The 15,937-nt window shown below is 70.2% G+C and carries 14 protein-coding genes and 1 tRNA gene; 10 read left to right on the forward strand and 5 right to left on the reverse strand.

Going from position 1 to position 15,937, the window contains the following annotated elements; translation table 11 throughout:
* The first annotated feature begins 167 nt into the window (after positions 1–167).
* On the forward strand, positions 168–998 hold the full coding sequence (gene rsmA, locus CDO52_RS06355) for a 16S rRNA (adenine(1518)-N(6)/adenine(1519)-N(6))-dimethyltransferase RsmA (protein WP_232524395.1): 831 nt from the start codon (positions 168–170) through the stop codon (positions 996–998).
* A gap of 88 nt (positions 999–1,086) precedes the next feature.
* Here the strand turns inward: rsmA and CDO52_RS06360 are convergent, their stop codons facing one another.
* Positions 1,087–3,069: a serine/threonine-protein kinase gene (locus tag CDO52_RS06360; RefSeq protein WP_033300979.1), complete on the reverse strand. Its 1,983-nt coding sequence runs from the start codon at positions 3,067–3,069 to the stop codon at positions 1,087–1,089.
* Between the two features lie 273 nt (positions 3,070–3,342).
* Between CDO52_RS06360 and CDO52_RS06365 the strand changes: the two genes are divergently transcribed.
* The gene (locus tag CDO52_RS06365) at positions 3,343–4,266 is read left to right on the forward strand and encodes a 4-(cytidine 5'-diphospho)-2-C-methyl-D-erythritol kinase (protein ID WP_017619959.1); all 924 of its coding nucleotides are present in this window, start codon (positions 3,343–3,345) and stop codon (positions 4,264–4,266) included.
* Between the two features lie 56 nt (positions 4,267–4,322).
* On the opposite strand, the gene soxR is transcribed toward CDO52_RS06365, so the two are convergent.
* Complete coding sequence (gene soxR / locus CDO52_RS06370; RefSeq protein WP_094932259.1) at positions 4,323–4,784, reverse strand: redox-sensitive transcriptional activator SoxR; 462 nt, start codon at positions 4,782–4,784, stop codon at positions 4,323–4,325.
* 75 nt (positions 4,785–4,859) lie between these two features.
* Between soxR and CDO52_RS06375 the strand changes: the two genes are divergently transcribed.
* From CDO52_RS06375 to CDO52_RS06385, 3 genes are all read left to right on the forward strand, one after another.
* Positions 4,860–5,561 carry a thiamine pyrophosphate-dependent enzyme gene (locus CDO52_RS06375; RefSeq protein WP_017619957.1) on the forward strand — a complete coding sequence of 234 codons (702 nt, stop codon included), beginning with the start codon at positions 4,860–4,862 and terminating at the stop codon, positions 5,559–5,561.
* A 74-nt stretch (positions 5,562–5,635) separates the two neighbouring features.
* Positions 5,636–6,535 (forward strand): transketolase family protein, encoded by a 900-nt coding sequence (locus CDO52_RS06380; RefSeq protein WP_026126028.1) that lies wholly within the window; start codon positions 5,636–5,638, stop codon positions 6,533–6,535.
* Between the two features lie 340 nt (positions 6,536–6,875).
* Positions 6,876–8,660 carry an ABC-F family ATP-binding cassette domain-containing protein gene (locus CDO52_RS06385; protein ID WP_094932260.1) on the forward strand — a complete coding sequence of 595 codons (1,785 nt, stop codon included), beginning with the start codon at positions 6,876–6,878 and terminating at the stop codon, positions 8,658–8,660.
* A 101-nt stretch (positions 8,661–8,761) separates the two neighbouring features.
* Here the strand turns inward: CDO52_RS06385 and CDO52_RS06390 are convergent, their stop codons facing one another.
* From CDO52_RS06390 to CDO52_RS06400, 3 genes are all read right to left on the reverse strand, one after another.
* A complete protein-coding gene (locus tag CDO52_RS06390; RefSeq protein WP_017619954.1) occupies positions 8,762–9,730 on the reverse strand; it encodes a GDSL-type esterase/lipase family protein in 969 nt (322 codons plus the stop codon).
* Between the two features lie 89 nt (positions 9,731–9,819).
* Positions 9,820–10,329 carry a MarR family winged helix-turn-helix transcriptional regulator gene (locus CDO52_RS06395; protein WP_017619953.1) on the reverse strand — a complete coding sequence of 170 codons (510 nt, stop codon included), beginning with the start codon at positions 10,327–10,329 and terminating at the stop codon, positions 9,820–9,822.
* A 69-nt stretch (positions 10,330–10,398) separates the two neighbouring features.
* The gene (locus CDO52_RS06400) at positions 10,399–11,013 is read right to left on the reverse strand and encodes a TetR/AcrR family transcriptional regulator (RefSeq protein ID WP_033300971.1); all 615 of its coding nucleotides are present in this window, start codon (positions 11,011–11,013) and stop codon (positions 10,399–10,401) included.
* Positions 11,014–11,466: 453 nt separating this feature from the next.
* On the opposite strand from CDO52_RS06400, the gene CDO52_RS06405 reads away from it, so the two are divergent.
* From CDO52_RS06405 to pth, 5 genes are all read left to right on the forward strand, one after another.
* A tRNA-Gln gene (locus tag CDO52_RS06405) sits at positions 11,467–11,538 on the forward strand.
* A gap of 341 nt (positions 11,539–11,879) precedes the next feature.
* A complete protein-coding gene (glmU, locus tag CDO52_RS06410; protein WP_017619951.1) occupies positions 11,880–13,331 on the forward strand; it encodes a bifunctional UDP-N-acetylglucosamine diphosphorylase/glucosamine-1-phosphate N-acetyltransferase GlmU in 1,452 nt (483 codons plus the stop codon).
* 31 nt (positions 13,332–13,362) lie between these two features.
* Complete coding sequence (locus CDO52_RS06415) at positions 13,363–14,334, forward strand: ribose-phosphate diphosphokinase (RefSeq protein ID WP_017619950.1); 972 nt, start codon at positions 13,363–13,365, stop codon at positions 14,332–14,334.
* A 244-nt stretch (positions 14,335–14,578) separates the two neighbouring features.
* Positions 14,579–15,220: a 50S ribosomal protein L25/general stress protein Ctc gene (locus tag CDO52_RS06420; RefSeq protein WP_017619949.1), complete on the forward strand. Its 642-nt coding sequence runs from the start codon at positions 14,579–14,581 to the stop codon at positions 15,218–15,220.
* Positions 15,221–15,297: 77 nt separating this feature from the next.
* Complete coding sequence (gene pth / locus CDO52_RS06425) at positions 15,298–15,927, forward strand: aminoacyl-tRNA hydrolase (RefSeq protein ID WP_017619948.1); 630 nt, start codon at positions 15,298–15,300, stop codon at positions 15,925–15,927.
* Positions 15,928–15,937: the final 10 nt, after the last annotated feature.

Genomic DNA, 15,937 nt, shown 5'->3' on the forward strand with positions numbered 1-15,937 from the left:
CTGGGAGCACGATTCGAATCTCGTTCGGTTTCTTATTGTGCGGGTCCAGGAGCCAATGCGCCATGCCCCAGCCGCTGGACCGGCCGTCCTGCCCCGGCGGCCTGGCAAAATATGTGGGTGACCCACGCTGAGATACCCGATTCCTCCGCCTGCTCACCCCGGCCGATGTGCGGCGGCTCGCCGACCGTCTGGGCGTTCGGCCGACCAAGACGCTCGGTCAGAACTTCGTCATCGACCACGGGACCGTGCGCCGGATCGTGCGTGTCGCCGAGGTCGGCGCCGACGACGTCGTCCTGGAGGTGGGTCCCGGTCTCGGGTCGCTCACGCTGGCGCTGCTTCCGCACGTCCGCCATGTCACCGCGATCGAGATCGATCCCACACTGGCCGAGGCGCTGCCCACCACGGTGAGCGAGCACGCCCCGGATCTCGCCGACCGGCTGCGCGTCGTCACCGCCGACGCCATGCGCGTCGCGGAGATCCCCGGTCCCGAGCCGACGGCGCTGGTGGCCAACCTCCCCTACAACGTCGCCGTTCCCGTGGTCCTGCACCTGCTGGAACTGCTGCCGTCGTTGCGGCGCGGCCTGGTCATGGTGCAGGCGGAGGTGGCCGACCGGCTCGCCGCGCGGCCCGGGAGCCGCACCTACGGGGTGCCGTCGGCCAAGGCCGCCTGGTACGCGGAGGTCCGGCGCGCGGGCGCCGTCGGCCGCAACGTCTTCTGGCCGGCGCCCAAAGTCGACTCCGGGCTCGTGGAGCTGCGCCGCCGCCCGGCACCCAGCGCGAGCGCGTCCCGAGAGCAGGTGTTCGCGGTCATCGACGCCGCCTTCGCCCAGCGCCGCAAGACGCTGCGGGTGGCCCTGTCTTCCTGGGCCGGCTCCGCACCGGCCGCCGAGGCCGCCCTGCGCGCCGCCGGGGTCGATCCGTCGGCGCGGGGCGAGTCCCTGGACGTAGCGGCGTTCGCCCGCATCGCCGAGCAGGCGCCCCCGCGGCCGGAGAGCTGACCGCCGCCAGCCTGCGGGCGATACCGGAGCCGGCACTGGCCGCTCTGCTCCCGGGGCCGGGCCCGGCGCGCCCGGGTCTCCCGGGCGCTCAGGCGCTCCGCGGGATGTCGTTGACCGGGATCTCCGCCGGTTCGCTCTGCGGCTGACTGCGCAGCACGAGCTGGGCGGAGTCGAGGACGGACTCGTCCTCCACGAAGAAGACCAGCGTTCCCTCGGCAGCGTTGTTGGACTCCACCGGATGCCACAGAGGGGTGTTGGCCTCCGACCCCAGCGGCTTCTCCGCCGCCAGGACCTTGCCGTCGCCGCCCTTCAACTCCTGCCATTCGTGGTTCAGGCTGAGCGTGCGGTTCGACGTGTTCTCCACGAACAGGGTGAACACGCAGTACGTCCCCTTGTCCGGGATGGACCGTTCGCCGGGGTCCGGGGTGCAGGTGTACTCCTGCGCCTTGAACACCATCCTGGCGTCGGCGTCGGCGCCCCGGCTCGGCTGGGTGCGGTCGTCGACGTCGGGATCGCTTCCGGCGGCGTCCTGCTGGGCGCCGGTCTTCTGCTGGTCGCTCGACCCGTCGCCCTGCCCGAACCAGGGCAGTCCGCTGAGCCCATTGAAGCCGAGCATGGTCAGCGCGGTGAACAGCACGAGCACCAGGGCGACCGCGATGACCGCCGTGATCGCGACCCACTTCATCCGCCGCTTCGTCGGCTGCAGTGGGCGATGCGGGGGTGGCGGGACCGGCGGCACGTACGGCTGCGCCTGCGGCCGTACCGGACCCGTCTGGCCGCTGCGCTGCCGGTCCGGCTGCGCCTGCGGGCCGACCGGGGGGATCGGTCCCGTCTGGTTCGGGGCGACCGCGGGAAACTGCCCCGTCTGGTGCACGGGGAACTGCCCGGTCTGGTGGACCGGGGGCTGCTGGGCCACACCCGCCGCCGGGCGCTGCATCTGCTGGCTCTGGTTGGCCGGCGGCATCGGCGCCTGCTGGGGCTGTTGGGCCTGCGGCGCGTGCTGCGCCGGTTGGGGCTGCTGCGCCTGCTGGGGCTGTTGGTGATGCTGGGGGTAGGGGGGTGGGCCATGCCCCGGCGGAGCGGCGGGAGCCGGACCCGGCGGGCGCACACCGGTCATGTTCGGGTGCGGTCCGGGGTGGTGCCCCTGCGGCGGCATGGGCGGCATCGGGGGCAGGTTCGGCCGCCAGGACTGGTGGAGCGCGTGGCTCACCAGTTCGGTGGCGCCGCCGGGGTCGTCCTCTCCGCCGGCGAGCTCCAGCATCAGGTCCTGGGCCTTGGGCCGGCGCTCGGGCTCCTTGGCCAGCGCCTGGCGCACCAGGCGGTCGAGCGGGCTGTCCAGGCTGCCCAGCTGCGGCTCGGCGAACAGCACCCGCTTACCGAGCGTCATGGCGTCGCCGTTCCCGAACGGATGCGTGCCGTTCCCGGCGAACGCCACCAGGCACCCCCAGGCGAAAATGTCCGCCGAGGTGGTGACCTGCTCCTCCAGCAGCTGCTCGGGCGCCATCCACCCCGGACTGCCCATGACGATGCCGGTCTGGGTGTGGTTGGACCGCGTGTCCATCGCCCGCGCGATGCCGAAGTCGATCACCCGCGGGCCGGAGAGGGACAGCAGCACGTTGGCCGGCTTGAGGTCCCGGTGCACCAGCCCCGCCCGGTGGATGGCGGCGAGGGCCGCCGCCACACCCAGCGCGAAGCCGTGCAGGGTGCTGGAGTCGAGCGCCCCGTGCTCGGCGATGTGCTCGGCCAGAGCGGTCCCCGCGATGTACTCGGTGACCATGTACGGCCGGTTCTCGAACGTCCCGTGGTCGACGACCTTGGCGGTGCAGAAGGAGGCGACCCGCCGGGCGTTCTCCATCTCGTCATGGAAACGGGCACGGGTGGCCTCGTCGAAGGCGAGCTCCGGCCGGATCACCTTGATCGCGACCTGGGCACCCTTCTCAGGGGTACGGCCGAGGTAGACCGTCCCCATTCCTCCGCTGCCCAGTCGCCCGGCCAGCACGTATGGACCGATGGTGGCCGGATCCCCGGCGGCCAACGGTTCCAGGTTCTTCGGGAGCCCATCCGACGGCAAGCGATCCTCCCCGACGGTGTCCACACTCCGTCTGGCCCCAAGGTAGCGGGGATTGTGCCCAGATACCCACCCGCGCAGGCCACTGCGCCCGAATCGGGCCGATCGGAACGACCCGACCGGAGGTGGAACCGTGACCGGGACACCCACCTGAAGCGCGTGCGGCACCTGTGGTGACACAACGCCCCGGCCGCACAAGTATCCCTTCGGGGGTTCGTGGGCTCACAGGGGTGGGGGTTCCTTTACGATCTAGGACTCGTGACCGCTAATACCGCCGTGACCGTACGGGTACCCGCGAAGGTGAACCTCCAGCTGGCGGTGGGGCCGGCGCGCGAAGATGGATACCACGATCTGGTCAATGTCTTTCACGCCGTTTCGCTGTTCGACGAGGTTACCGTCAGCGAGGCGCAGCCGCGCGCGGAGCGTGAGTTCGTTCGGCTGAGTGTCGCCGGGGATCTGGGCTCCCACACCGATCTGGTCCCCCTCGACGACACCAATCTGGCCGCGCGTGCCGCGCGCCTCGTCGCACGGCGGGCCACCCATGCCGGCCCGATCGACATGCACCTCAACAAGCGGATCCCGGTGGCCGGGGGCATGGCGGGCGGCAGCGCCGACGCCGCCGCGGCCCTGGTGGCGTGCGACGCGCTCTGGGGCACGGGCCTGTCGGCGGACGCTCTGCTCGCGATGGCCGCCCAACTGGGAAGCGATGTCGCCTTCCCGCTCGTCGGCGCGACGGCGGTGGGAACCGGACGCGGCGAGATGCTCACGCCGGTGGAGAGTGCGGGCCGCTACCAGTGGGTGTTCGCGCTGTCCGACGAGGGCTTGTCGACGGCCGCCGTCTTCGCCGAATACGACCGGTTGCGTCCGGACGCGCCCGAACCGCACGGCGACGAGCGGTTGATGGCCGCGCTCGCCGCGGGCGACGCCCGGCGGCTCGGTGCGGCGCTCAGCAACGACCTGGAGCGCGCGGCCCTGTCCCTGCGCCCGGACCTGGCCGCGACCCTCGACGTCGGACGCGCGGCCGGAGCGGTCGGCGCGATCGTCTCCGGGTCCGGGCCGACCTGCGCCTTCCTGGCCGAGGACGAGGACGGTGCCGAGGCCGTCGCCACGGCCCTGGAGAAGTCCGGCACGTGTGAGCGGACCGTGCGGGCCTACGGCGACGTCGCGGGCGCGACCGTCGTCCGCCACGAGAGCGCCTGAGGCCGCCTCGTAGTGAGGAAGCCGAGGATCTACCCCGGCGGCGTCCACTCCAGCGCTCAGAGCCCTCCCTCGCTGGCGGGCTTGAGGCGCGGCGCCCCCGGACCCTTGGCGGCCAGGGCGTCGTCCTGGTTGTACAGGCCGCACGCCTTGAGGGAGAGGCAGCCGCAGCCGACGCACCCGGAGAGCCGGTCGCGGAGCCGCTGCAGGGCGTCGATCCGGGCGTCGAGTTCTTCCTGCCACTGCTCGGAGAGCCGCGCCCAGTCCCGCACCGTCGGCGTCCGGTTGTCGGGCAGTGTCGCCAGCGCGTCCTGAATCTCGCTCAGGGTCAACCCCACCCGTTGTGCGGCGGAGATGAACGCGAGGCGGCGCAGTGTGCCGCGGTGGTACCGGCGCTGGTTGCCGGACGTCCGCTCGCTGGTGATCAACCCCCGATCCTCGTAGTAGCGGAGAGTGGTGTGCGGGACCCCGCTGCGCTCGGCGAGCTGGCCGATGGTGAGCCGTACCGGTAGGTGGGGCATGTCACATCCTGGTGCGTGGTCGCTTCCCGGTTTCGGGCTTGACCTCTAGTTAGCTTGAAGTCTGAAACTTACGGCATGTCCACGACGACACTCTCCCGGTACGCCGACCTTCCCGCCCTCATCGGGTTGATGACCGGCGACGAAAAGCACCAGGCAGCGTCCGCCTCGACGCTGGACGCCCTGTGGGTCCTCTACGACCGCGTCCTCAACCTCACTCCCGAGACGGTGGACGACCCCGACCGCGACCGCTTCCTGCTCTCCAAGGGCCACGGCCCCTCCGCCTACTACGCCGTCCTGGCGACCAAGGGCTTCATCGACGTCCGCACCCTGCGCAACTGGACCGAGTTCGACTCGCCGCTCGGCTACCACCCCGACCGGGTGCTCGTCCCCGGTGTCGAGGTCGGCAGCGGCTCGCTCGGCCACGGCCTCGGCCTGGCCGTGGGCACCGCCCTCGGCCTGCGTGCCCAGGGCCGCACCAAGCCCCGCGTCTTCGTTCTGGTCGGCGACGGCGAACTCGACGAAGGCAGCAACCACGAGGCCATCGCCGCGGCCGGACGGCTCGGACTGGACGCCATCACCGTCATCGCCATCGACAACCGCTCCGCCACCCACGGGTGGCCCGGCGGCATCGCCGAGCGCTTCAAGGTCGAGGGCTGGGCCGCCCGCACGGTCAGCGGGCGCGACCACGACGCCCTCTACTCCGCCTTCACCACCCCCCACTCCGGCCGCCCGCTCGTGGTGGTCGCCCACGTGAACAAGAAGGGATCGGTTCGGTGACCACCGCCATCGCAGCGCGAAGCGCAACCGCGACCAAACCCAGCACAGAGGAGCAGCTCATCGGCCACCAGCCGATGCGGGACACCTTCGTCGAGGCGGCAAGCGCCGCGCTCGACGCCGATCCCCGACTCGCCGTCGTGCTGGCCGACATCTCCGCCGACCGATTCGCCGACGCCGCCGCCCGCCACCCCGACCGGGTCGTCAACCTCGGGATCCGCGAGCAGCTGATGATCGGCGTGGCCGGGGGGCTGGCGCTCACCGGCATGCGCCCGGTCGTGCACACCTTCGCGCCGTTCCTCATCGAACGCGCCTTCGAGCAGATCAAGCTCGATCTGGGGCATCAGGACGTGGGTGCGGTGCTGGTCAGCAACGGCGGCTCCTACGACGTCCCCTCGGCGGGGCGCACCCACATGGCGCCCGGTGATGTCGCCGTCCTGGATTCCCTCCCCGGCTGGACGGTCCACGTGCCCGGACACGCGACCGAGGCGGCGCGGCTGCTGGAAGACGCGTTCAGGACCGACGAGCGTGTCTACGTCCGGCTGAGCGAACGCGGCAACGCGGCGGCCCGACCGGTCGGGACCGGCCTGGTCACGGTCCGCGCCGGATCGCCCCGCTCCCTGGGCGTCGTCGTCGCGGTCGGCCCGATGCTCGACCGCGTCCTGGCGGCGACGGAGGGCCTCGACGTCACCGTTGCCTATACCGCGACCGTCCGCCCCTTCGACCAGGAGGGACTCAACCGCCTCGTCGCGGCGGCGGGCCAGGCCGACGTGCTGATAGTCGAGCCGTACCTGGAGGGAACCTCCAGCCACGAGATCGCCGCGGCGCTGTCCGACCGGCGGCACCGCCAGCTGTCCCTCGGCGTCAGCCGAGCCGCCGAAGTGCGCGCCTATGGCAATGCCGCCGACCACGACCGCGTGCATGGGCTGGATGTCGAAGGGATCGCGAACGCCGCGCGGGAGTTCTTCCTCGTATGACGCGGAGTGGGGCTGGCGCGTGGTCTGTTGGCCGTCGCCCGGTCCTCACCGTGGGTCCATGAACTGTGCTTGCCCAGGGGGACGACCCCCTTCGACCCCCGGTGGGGCTGGCGTGGTCTGTTGGCCGTCGCCCAGCCTCCACGATGGGTACACGATCCGTACCTGCCCAGGGGGACGACCCCCTTCGACCCCCGGTGGGGCTGGCGTGGTCTGTCCACCATCGCCCAGCCTCCACAATGGGTACACGATCCGTACCTGCCCAGGGGGACGACCCCCTTCGACCCCCGGAGTGGCTGGCGTGGTCTGTCCACCATCGCCCAGCCTCCACAATGGGTACACGATGAATCTCGTCAATCTTCAGGATGTCCGCCTGGCCTACGGGCCGCTCGTCCTCCTCGACAACGTTTCGCTTGGTGTGGAAGAGGGCGACCGGATCGGTGTGGTCGGTCGCAACGGTGGCGGCAAGTCCACACTGGTCTCGGTGATCGCCGCTCTCACCAAGCCCGATTCCGGGCGGGTGATCCACGGGCGCGGTCTGCGCGTCGGATACCTGCACCAACGCGACAGCTACCCCGACTGCACGGTCGGTGAGTTCGTGCTCGGCGAGCTCGCCGAGCACGAATGGGCCGGTGACGCGCGCGTCCGCGATATCTTGCGCGGGCTGCTCAGCGGCTGGGACCTCAGCGGGGCGATGGCCAACCTCTCCGGTGGCGAGCGCCGCCGGGCCACGCTGGCGCGGCTGCTCATCGAGACGCATGACCTGATCATCCTCGACGAGCCCACCAACCACCTCGACATCGAGGCCATCGCCTGGCTGGCCGGGCACATGCGGCAGCGTCGCGAGGCGCTCGTGGTCGTCACCCACGACCGCTGGTTCCTCGACGCGGTCACCACTTCCACGTGGGAGGTCGTCGACGGCCGGGTCGAGCAGTACGAGGGCGGGTACGCCGCCTACGTGCTCACCAAGGCGGAGCGCGAGCGCCGCGCCGCCGTGGCCGAGGAGCGCCGGCAGAACCTCATGCGCAAGGAGCTGGCCTGGCTCAGCCGCGGCGCGAAGGCCCGCACGACCAAGGCGAAGTTCCGGGTGGACGCGGCCAACGAGCTCATCGCCAACGAGCCGCCGCCGCGCGACACCGTGGAACTCGTCCGCTTCGCCAGCTCCCGCCTGGGCAAGACGGTCATCGACACCAAGGACATGACCGTCACTGCCGGGGACACGACGCTGATCGACCGCCTGACGTGGCAGCTCGGCCCGGGAGACCGGATCGGACTCGTCGGTGTGAACGGTTCCGGCAAGACGTCTCTGCTGCGCGCGCTCGCCGGTGAGCGCGGGCTCGACGGGGGCTCCATCCGGCACGGAAAGACAGTGAAGCTCGCGCACCTGTCGCAGGCCCTCAGCGAGCTGGAGCCCGGGCGACGCCCGCTTGAGGCGGTCGAGGAGGTCCGCAAGTACGTCACGATCGGCAAGAAGGAGTTCTCCGCGAGCCAGATGCTGGAGCGCTTCGGCTTCCGGGGCGATCGCCAGTGGACCCCGATCGGGGATCTCTCCGGTGGCGAGCGGCGGCGGCTGCAGCTGCTGCGGCTGTTGATGGACGAGCCGAACGTCGTCCTGCTCGACGAGCCGACCAACGACCTCGACATCGAGACGCTGACCGAGCTGGAGGACCTGCTCGACGGCTGGCCCGGGTCGCTGGTGCTGGTCAGCCACGACCGGTACTTCCTTGAGCGCATCACCGACCGCGTGATGGCGCTGATGGGCGACGGGAAGTTGGTCTTCCTGCCCGGCGGAGTCGACGAGTACCTGGCGCGGCGGGAGGCCACCGCTGACGGAGGAGAGGTGCCCGGCCTCGCGGCCGCGGGGGAGAAGCAGGACGCCGCGGCGTCCGCACCCGCCCCGGGGCTCTCGGCCGCCGAGCGGCGTGCCTCGCAGAAGGAGTTGCAGCGGATCGAGCGGCGGATCAACCGCATCGAGACCCGCGAGGCCGAGCTGCACGACCTCATGGCCCAGGCTGCTGACGACTACACGCGCTTGGCCGAGCTCGACGCCGAACTCAAGAAGCTCGGCGCGGAAAAGGGCGAGCTGGAGGAGTCCTGGCTCCTCGAAGCGGAGAAGCTGGGCGAATAGCCGATGAGTCGAGCGGTCGGGGTGGGGCGACGCCGCACCCCGACCGCTGCCGTGTGTGGAGCGGCCGCCGCCCGGTGGCGGCACGCTCTCCGACGGTCGGGCTAGCGGGCCAGCACGACCTGGTTGAAGACCTCGGCGATCCTTTTGGCCCCGGCCTGGTTGGTGTGGATGTCCGGGCCGCGCTCGGTGTTGCACATCCAGGTGTAGTCGCAGATGTTGCGCACGTTGGACGGCATGCCGGTGTCGCTGTCCGCAGGGACGTCGAAGTTCCCCGAATCGAAGGCCTCGGCCACGTCCGCGACGTCGATGTCCGCCTCGGCGTAGGACGAGCGCAGGACGTCGTTCATCTCCACGAGGACGTCGTTGGCGTACTCGGCGATCTCTCGATGGGACGACTCCTCGGTGTCACCGCTGCCGCTGCTGTCTCCGTCGCTGTCCCCGCTGGTGGTGTCCTCGTCGGTGGCGTCGGCCTCCTCGTCGTCCGCCAGCAGCGCCGCCAGGTACGGGTTGTAGTAGGTCATGCCGACGATCTGCACGTCCGGTCCGGCGGCCGTGCGCAGGCGGACGGCGATCTCCGGGGCCTCCTCCTTCAGCCGGGACAGGCCGTCCTCGACGCACTCCTTGTCGACGCTGGGCACCTCCTCACCGCCGCCCTCGTCGACACAGCCCGTGAAGTTGTTGCCGCCGATGTCGACGGTCACCAGCGCGATCTGCCCCTGGTTGCGTTCCAGGAAGCGTTCGGCGGCGGCCAGCTGGGACTTCTCTGCGTAGCGCTCATCGCACCGCTCGATGCCGCCCTCGGTGAACGTGGTGGTGTCCTCGCCACCGCAGCCCATCTTCCGGTGCTCCAGCGTGGAATCGCTGTCGTAGAGCGTTCGGAAGAGAGCGTCGGTGTAGCTTTCCGAGGTCACGGTCGGTTCGCCGTTGGTATCGGGTTGGACGCCTTCGGCGAGCGAGTCGCCGAGGGAGACGTAGTAGCGCTTGCCGGGCGCTTCGTCGTCGGCTGCCGTGCAGCCCGTCACCAGCAGGGCGGACGCCGCCACGATGGCGGCACTCCAACGGATCTCCACGTGTTCGTTCTCCGCTCACCAGTCAAGATGGGATCGCGCGCCAAGAAAACGCGGCGTCCCGGTGAGAGGACGGACACCGCTTTCGGTGATCAGGATCGCTGATGAGCCGGGGTTTCGTCGAGAGGCACGAGAAGGGATCGCAGGAGTGCGGCGAGGCGTTCACGGTCCGCGTGCAGGATCTCGCCGAGGATCGACTCCTCGTAGCGGAGCAGGTCGGTCAGCGCGGCGTCGACGCGCTCCCGGCCCTCGTCGGAGAGGCGGACCAGCACGCCGCGCTTGTCGTCGGGGTCGGGGCGGCGCGCCACCAGGCCGGCGGCGGCCAGCCGGTCGATGCGATTCGTCATGGTCCCCGAGGTCACGAGCGTGGCGCGGAGCAGCCGACCGGGGCTGAGTTCGTAGGGTGGGCCCGAGCGGCGCAGTTCGGCCAGGACGTCGAACTCCCACGGCTCCAGGTTGTGTTCGGTGAACACGGAGCGCCGGGCGCGATCCAGGTGGCGTGCCAGCCGGGAGACCCGGCTGAGCACCTGCAATGGCTCGACATTGAGGTCCGGGCGCTCGGAGCGCCAAGCCTCGACCAGTCCGTCTACCTCGTCGCGCATACGGACAGCCTATCTCTTGATATCAAGATAGTGCCTGGACTGCAGCGGAAATTCCAGCGGACGGTGCTGTTAGCCGTCCTTGCGCCTGCGCTGCATGACGTCCAGCCGGGGCTTGGTGTCGAGGTTGGACAGGCCGTTCCAGGCCAGGTTCACCAGGTGCGCGGCCACGACCTCGCGTTTGGGCTTGCGGACCTCCAGCCACCACTGGCCGGTCAGCGCCACCATGCCCACGAGGGACTGCGCGTACATCGGCGCGAGCTTGGGGTCGTAGCCGCGCTCGCGGAACTCCTCGGCCAGGATGTGCTCGACCTGCGTGGCGATGTCGCTGATCAGGCTGGCGAAGCTGCCCGTGCCCGAGGCGGCGTGGGAGTCGCGGGCGAGGATGCGGAAGCCCTCGCTGCTCTCCTCGACGTACTGCAGCAGCGCGAGTGCGGCGTTCTCGATCTTGCCGCGCGCGTGCTCGGCCGTCAGGGAGTCGCCCACCATGCCCAGCAGCTTGCGCATCTCACGGTCGACGACGACGGCGTAGATGCCTTCCTTGCCACCGAAGTGCTCGTAGACGACGGGTTTGGAGACGCCCGCCCGCGCGGCGATCTCCTCGATGGAGGTGCCGTCGAAACCGCGTTCGGCGAACAGTTCCCGTCCGATGTCGAGAAGCTGCTCCCGGCGCTCCCTGCCGGTCATGCGCTTCTTCGGCGACCGGGTCTTCTGCTGGCTCACGTCGCGGCTCCCATGATGGCCTCTCACTCTAGCCTCTCCATGCTGGCGCGTTCGGAAGCGAGACGCTCAGGATCGGACCAGCGGACCTGCCTCTGCTCGCCCACCGCCAAGTTTCTCAAAGTTCCGGATCACTCGGCGAGTGATCTGCGTCGGGTACCGACGCAACCGTAACCTACGGGTGCGTAGGGTTGACAAGAGGCGTCGCGCCGTGACCGTGGGCACCGGGAAATGCGCGGGTACCGAGTCCGGGGCTACCGGGGCGGTGCCGCCGCGGCGGCGTCGTGCGCCTCCAGTCGAGCGCTTCCGCGGATATGAGTGTGCTCGGGGTGAGGGGAGCCGCTAAGCTAGGTCCCCGGCGAGCGGGTCCCAGCCGATACATCGGCCGCGTGATGGTGCCGCGGTTCGCCGTTTTCTTCATCCCGGGTGGTCTAATGGCAGGACACAGGCTTTTGGTGCCTTGAGGTGAGGGTTCGAATCCTTCCCCGGGAGCACCCGATCCCGACCCCGCGCCCCAGCGTCGGTCGGAAGCGAATCTCACATGACCGACCTGAGAGGGCGGCCCGTCGGCCCGACCCCCGGTCATCCCCGCATCCTTCTGCCGACCGTGGGTCTTCCCACGTCAGCGCGTCCGTGACCGGCACCTTCGTCGGTATCTGGACGCATGTATCCTTCCCATGTCGGCCGTGGGTCGCGTCTGTTCGCGTGCGCGTCGGGAGTTGTCAGCCCGCCTGACACTGCACGTCGACCTTGCGGGGTAACCGCGTCGAACGCCGATTGCAGATCATTTGCAAGACCAGTTCATCCGCCAGCGACATGAGGAGTCTCCGCCAGTGAGCGTGAGCCGCCCGGCTGCCGTCATCGTCCTCGCGGCGGGCGAGGGCACCCGAATGAAGTCCAGGCTTCCCAAGGTCCTCCACGAGATCTGCGGACGCAGCATGCTGGGACACGTCCTTGCCGCTGCGGACGGGCTCGGTCCGGAGCGCACCATGGTCGTCGTCGGACACGGACGCGAGCAGGTGACGCAGCACCTTAAGGACACCGCCCCCCAGGTGGGCACCGCGCTGCAGGAGCAGCAGAACGGCACCGGCCACGCCGTGCGCATGGCCGTCGAGGAGCTCAAGACGCAGGGCGTCGCCCCGACCGGCACCGTCGTGCTGGCCTACGGCGACACCCCGCTGCTTCGTGCCGAGACCCTGTCCGACCTCGTCGCCGCGCACGAGGCCGCGGGCAACGCCGTCACCGTCCTGTCGGCCAAGGTCCCCGACCCCACCGGCTACGGCAGGGTCGTCCGCGACGCCGAGGGCGCCTTCACCGAGATCGTCGAGCACGCCGACGCCACCGAGGAGCAGCGCGCGGTCGACGAGATCAACTCCGGGATGTACGCGTTCGACGGCGCCCTGCTGGCCGACGTCGTCAACCGCCTCTCCACGGACAACGCCAAGGGCGAGGAGTACATCACCGACGCCGTGGCGATCCTGCGCGGCGACGGCCACCGGGTCGACGCCGCCATCGCCCGCGACTGGGTGGAGATCCAGGGCGTCAACGACCGCGTCCAGCTCGCCGAGGCCCGGCGGCTGCTCAACGACCGCCTCCTCACCGCGCTCATGCGCGAGGGCGTCACCGTCGTGGACCCCGCCACCACCTGGGTGGACGCGGAGGTCCGCGTCGGGCGCGACACCGTCATCGAACCGCAGACCCAGCTCAAGGGCCGTACAACGATCGGCGAGGGCGCGCACGTCGGCCCCGGCGCTCTGCTGACCGACACCACCCTCGGCGACGACGCCGTCGTGTGCCACGCGGTCGCCAACGAGGCCCAGATCGGTGCCGGCGCCAGCGTCGGCCCCTACGCCTACCTGCGCCCCGGCGCCGTACTGGAGGCCACCACCAAGGTCGGAACGTTCGTCGAGGTGAAGAACTCCACCGTCGGCGAGGGCTCCAAGGTGCCGCATCTGACCTACGTCGGCGACGCCGACATCGGCACGGGCGTCAACATCGGCGCGTCCTCCGTGTTCGTCAACTACGACGGGGTCAACAAGCACCGAACCATCATCGGAGACCATGCCCGAACCGGCAGCGACAACATGTTCGTCGCTCCGGTGAAGGTCGGCGACGGCGCCTACACCGGCGCCGGAACCGTGGTCCGCGAAGACGTCCCGCCCGGCGCGCTGGCGGTCTCGGCCGGTTCCCAGCGCAACATCGAAGGATGGGTGCGGCGGAAGCGTCCGGGCACGTCGGCGGCTGAGGCCGCGCGGCGGGCGGACGAGGACGATCAGCGCCGCTAACGGCGAAGACCAGTGTGGGGGATGTAGAAAAGTGACCGGCATCAAGGCCGCGGGTCAGAAAGAGCTGAAGCTGTTCTCCGGGCGTACCCACCCGGAGCTGGCCGAAGAGGTCGCCGAGCAGCTCGGCATCGGTGTCGTCCCGACGAAGTTCCAGGACTTCGCCAACGGTGAGACCTACGTGCGGTACCTGGAGTCGGTGCGCGGCAGTGACGCGTTCGTCCTGCAGTGCCACGCCGATCCGATCAACGAGTCCATCATGGAGCAGCTCATCATGGTGGACGCGCTCAAGCGGGCGTCGGCCAAGCGCATCACCGTGGTGACGCCCTTCCTGGGCTACGCCCGCCAGGACAAGAAGCACCTGGGCCGCGAGCCCATCTCGGCGCGGCTGATGACCGACCTGTTCCGCACCGCCGGTGCGGACCGGCTTATGGCCATCGACCTGCACACCGACCAGATCCAGGGCTTCTTCGACGGCCCGGTGGACCACCTGTTCGCGCTGCCGATCCTGGCCGACTACGTCAAGTCCCGGGTCAGCGGCGTCGAGGCCACGGTGGTCTCGCCGGACGCCGGACGGGTGCGCACCGCCGACCGGTGGGCCGACCGTTTGGGGGCGCCGCTGGCCATCATCCACAAGCGGCGCGACCCGAACGTGGCCAACGAGGTCAAGGTGCACGAGGTCGTCGGCCAGGTGGAGGGCCGCACCTGCATTCTGGTCGACGACATGATCGACACCGCCGGGACGATCGTGAAGGCCGCCGACGCGCTGTTCGAGAACGGCGCGCGGGAGGTCATCGCGGCGGCGACGCACGGTGTGCTGTCCGGCCCGGCCGCGGAGCGCCTGCAGAACTCGCGGATCTCCGAGGTCGTCATCACCAACTCGCTGCCGGTCCCCAAGGAGCGGCAGTTCGAGAAGCTCACGCACCTGTCGATCGCCCCGATGCTGGCCCGTGCCGTCAGCGAGGTCTTCAGCGACGGCTCGGTGGCGAGCCTCTTCGAGAGCTGATCACCGGCTCTGCCGGCTGATTCCTTCACGGCGGGGAGGGGTAGGACTCTCCCCGCCGGGGGCGGACATGTTCGGAGCCGTCGGTACAGCCAGTAGACTTGGCTGAGTTTCCCCGTGCCCGCGGACCCGCTCCGCCGGTGCGGCAGCCCCTTCCTGGGCGGCTGAGGATGTCTACGCACTGCGCGTTTGTCGTAACTAGAAGTCGTTCCCCGTCTCTGCGGGGATGATCCCGAGGAGTTTTGTCGTGTCCGAGGTACGCATCGCTGCCGAGCCGCGCACGGAATTCGGCAAGGGCGCCGCACGTCGCGTCCGCCGCGCGGGTAAGGTGCCGGCCGTCCTCTACGGCCACGGCACCGACCCTCGTCACATCACCCTGCCGGGCCATGACCTGATGCTCGCCCTCAAGACCCCGAACGTGCTGCTGCGCGTCGACGGCATCGAGGGCAAGGACAACCTGGCGCTTCCGAAGAGCGTGCAGCGCGACGCCATCAAGGGCTTCCTTGAGCACGTCGACCTGCTCGTGGTGAAGAAGGGCGAGAAGGTCGCGGTCGAGATCGCGGTCAACCTGACCGGTGACATCGCCCCGGGTGGCGTGCTCACCCAGGAGCTCGTCAACGTCGAGGTCCAGGCCGAGGCCACGCACATCCCGGAGGGCGTGGAGTTCTCCGTCGAGGGCCTTGAGGTGGGCGCCCACGTCACCGCCGGCGACCTGAAGCTTCCGGCCGGTATCGAGCTGCTGACCGACCCCGAGACCCTGATCGTGTCGATCTCCGCCGAGCGCGCCGCCGAGGAGGTCGAGGAGACCGCCGAGGCTGAGCGCGCCGAGGGCGAGGCCACTGGCGAGGTTCCGGCCGAGTCCGGTGAGGCCACCGAGTCCGCCGAGTAGTCGTCCGGCGCGACATCACCTTATTCATGCGTGCGATGCGCGGTCTCCTGCAGCGATGGCGGGGAGACCGCGCGTCTGTGTGCGAACGCGGGTCCGTCGAGCGGGGAGAAGAAGACGACGTGGGCGAGGGCGGCGCCGAGCGCTGGCTGGTGGCAGGCCTGGGCAATCCCGGCCCGAAGTACGCGGGCAACCGGCACAACATCGGCTTCATGGTGGTCGACGCCCTGGCGGAGCGCCGCGGTGAGCGGTGGAAGGCCCACAAGACCCACGCCGAGGTCGCCGAGACCCGTATCGACGGCGTACCCGTGGTGCTGGCCAAGCCCCGGTCCTACATGAACCTGTCCGGGGGACCGGTCGCCGGGCTGAGCGCCTTCTACAAGATCCCCAAGGAGCGGATCGTCGTCGTCCACGACGAACTGGACATCGCCTACGGCGCGCTGAAGCTGAAGCGCGGCGGGGGAGCGGGCGGGCACAACGGTCTGCGGTCGATCACCTCGTCGCTGTCGAGTCCCGACTTCATCCGCGTACGTGCGGGCATCGGCCGCCCGCCGGGCCGCATGGACGCCGCGGCCTACGTCCTCAAGGACTTCTCCTCGGTGGAGCGCAAGGAGCTCGACCTCACCATCGAGCGCGCCGCCGACGCGGTGGAGTGCGTCCTGACCGAGGGCCTGGAGAAGGCCCAGAACGTCTACCACACCGCGTCCTGAATGCACCGTC

The sequence above is a fragment of the Nocardiopsis gilva YIM 90087 genome, assembly GCF_002263495.1.
Classification (GTDB): domain Bacteria; phylum Actinomycetota; class Actinomycetes; order Streptosporangiales; family Streptosporangiaceae; genus Nocardiopsis_C; species Nocardiopsis_C gilva.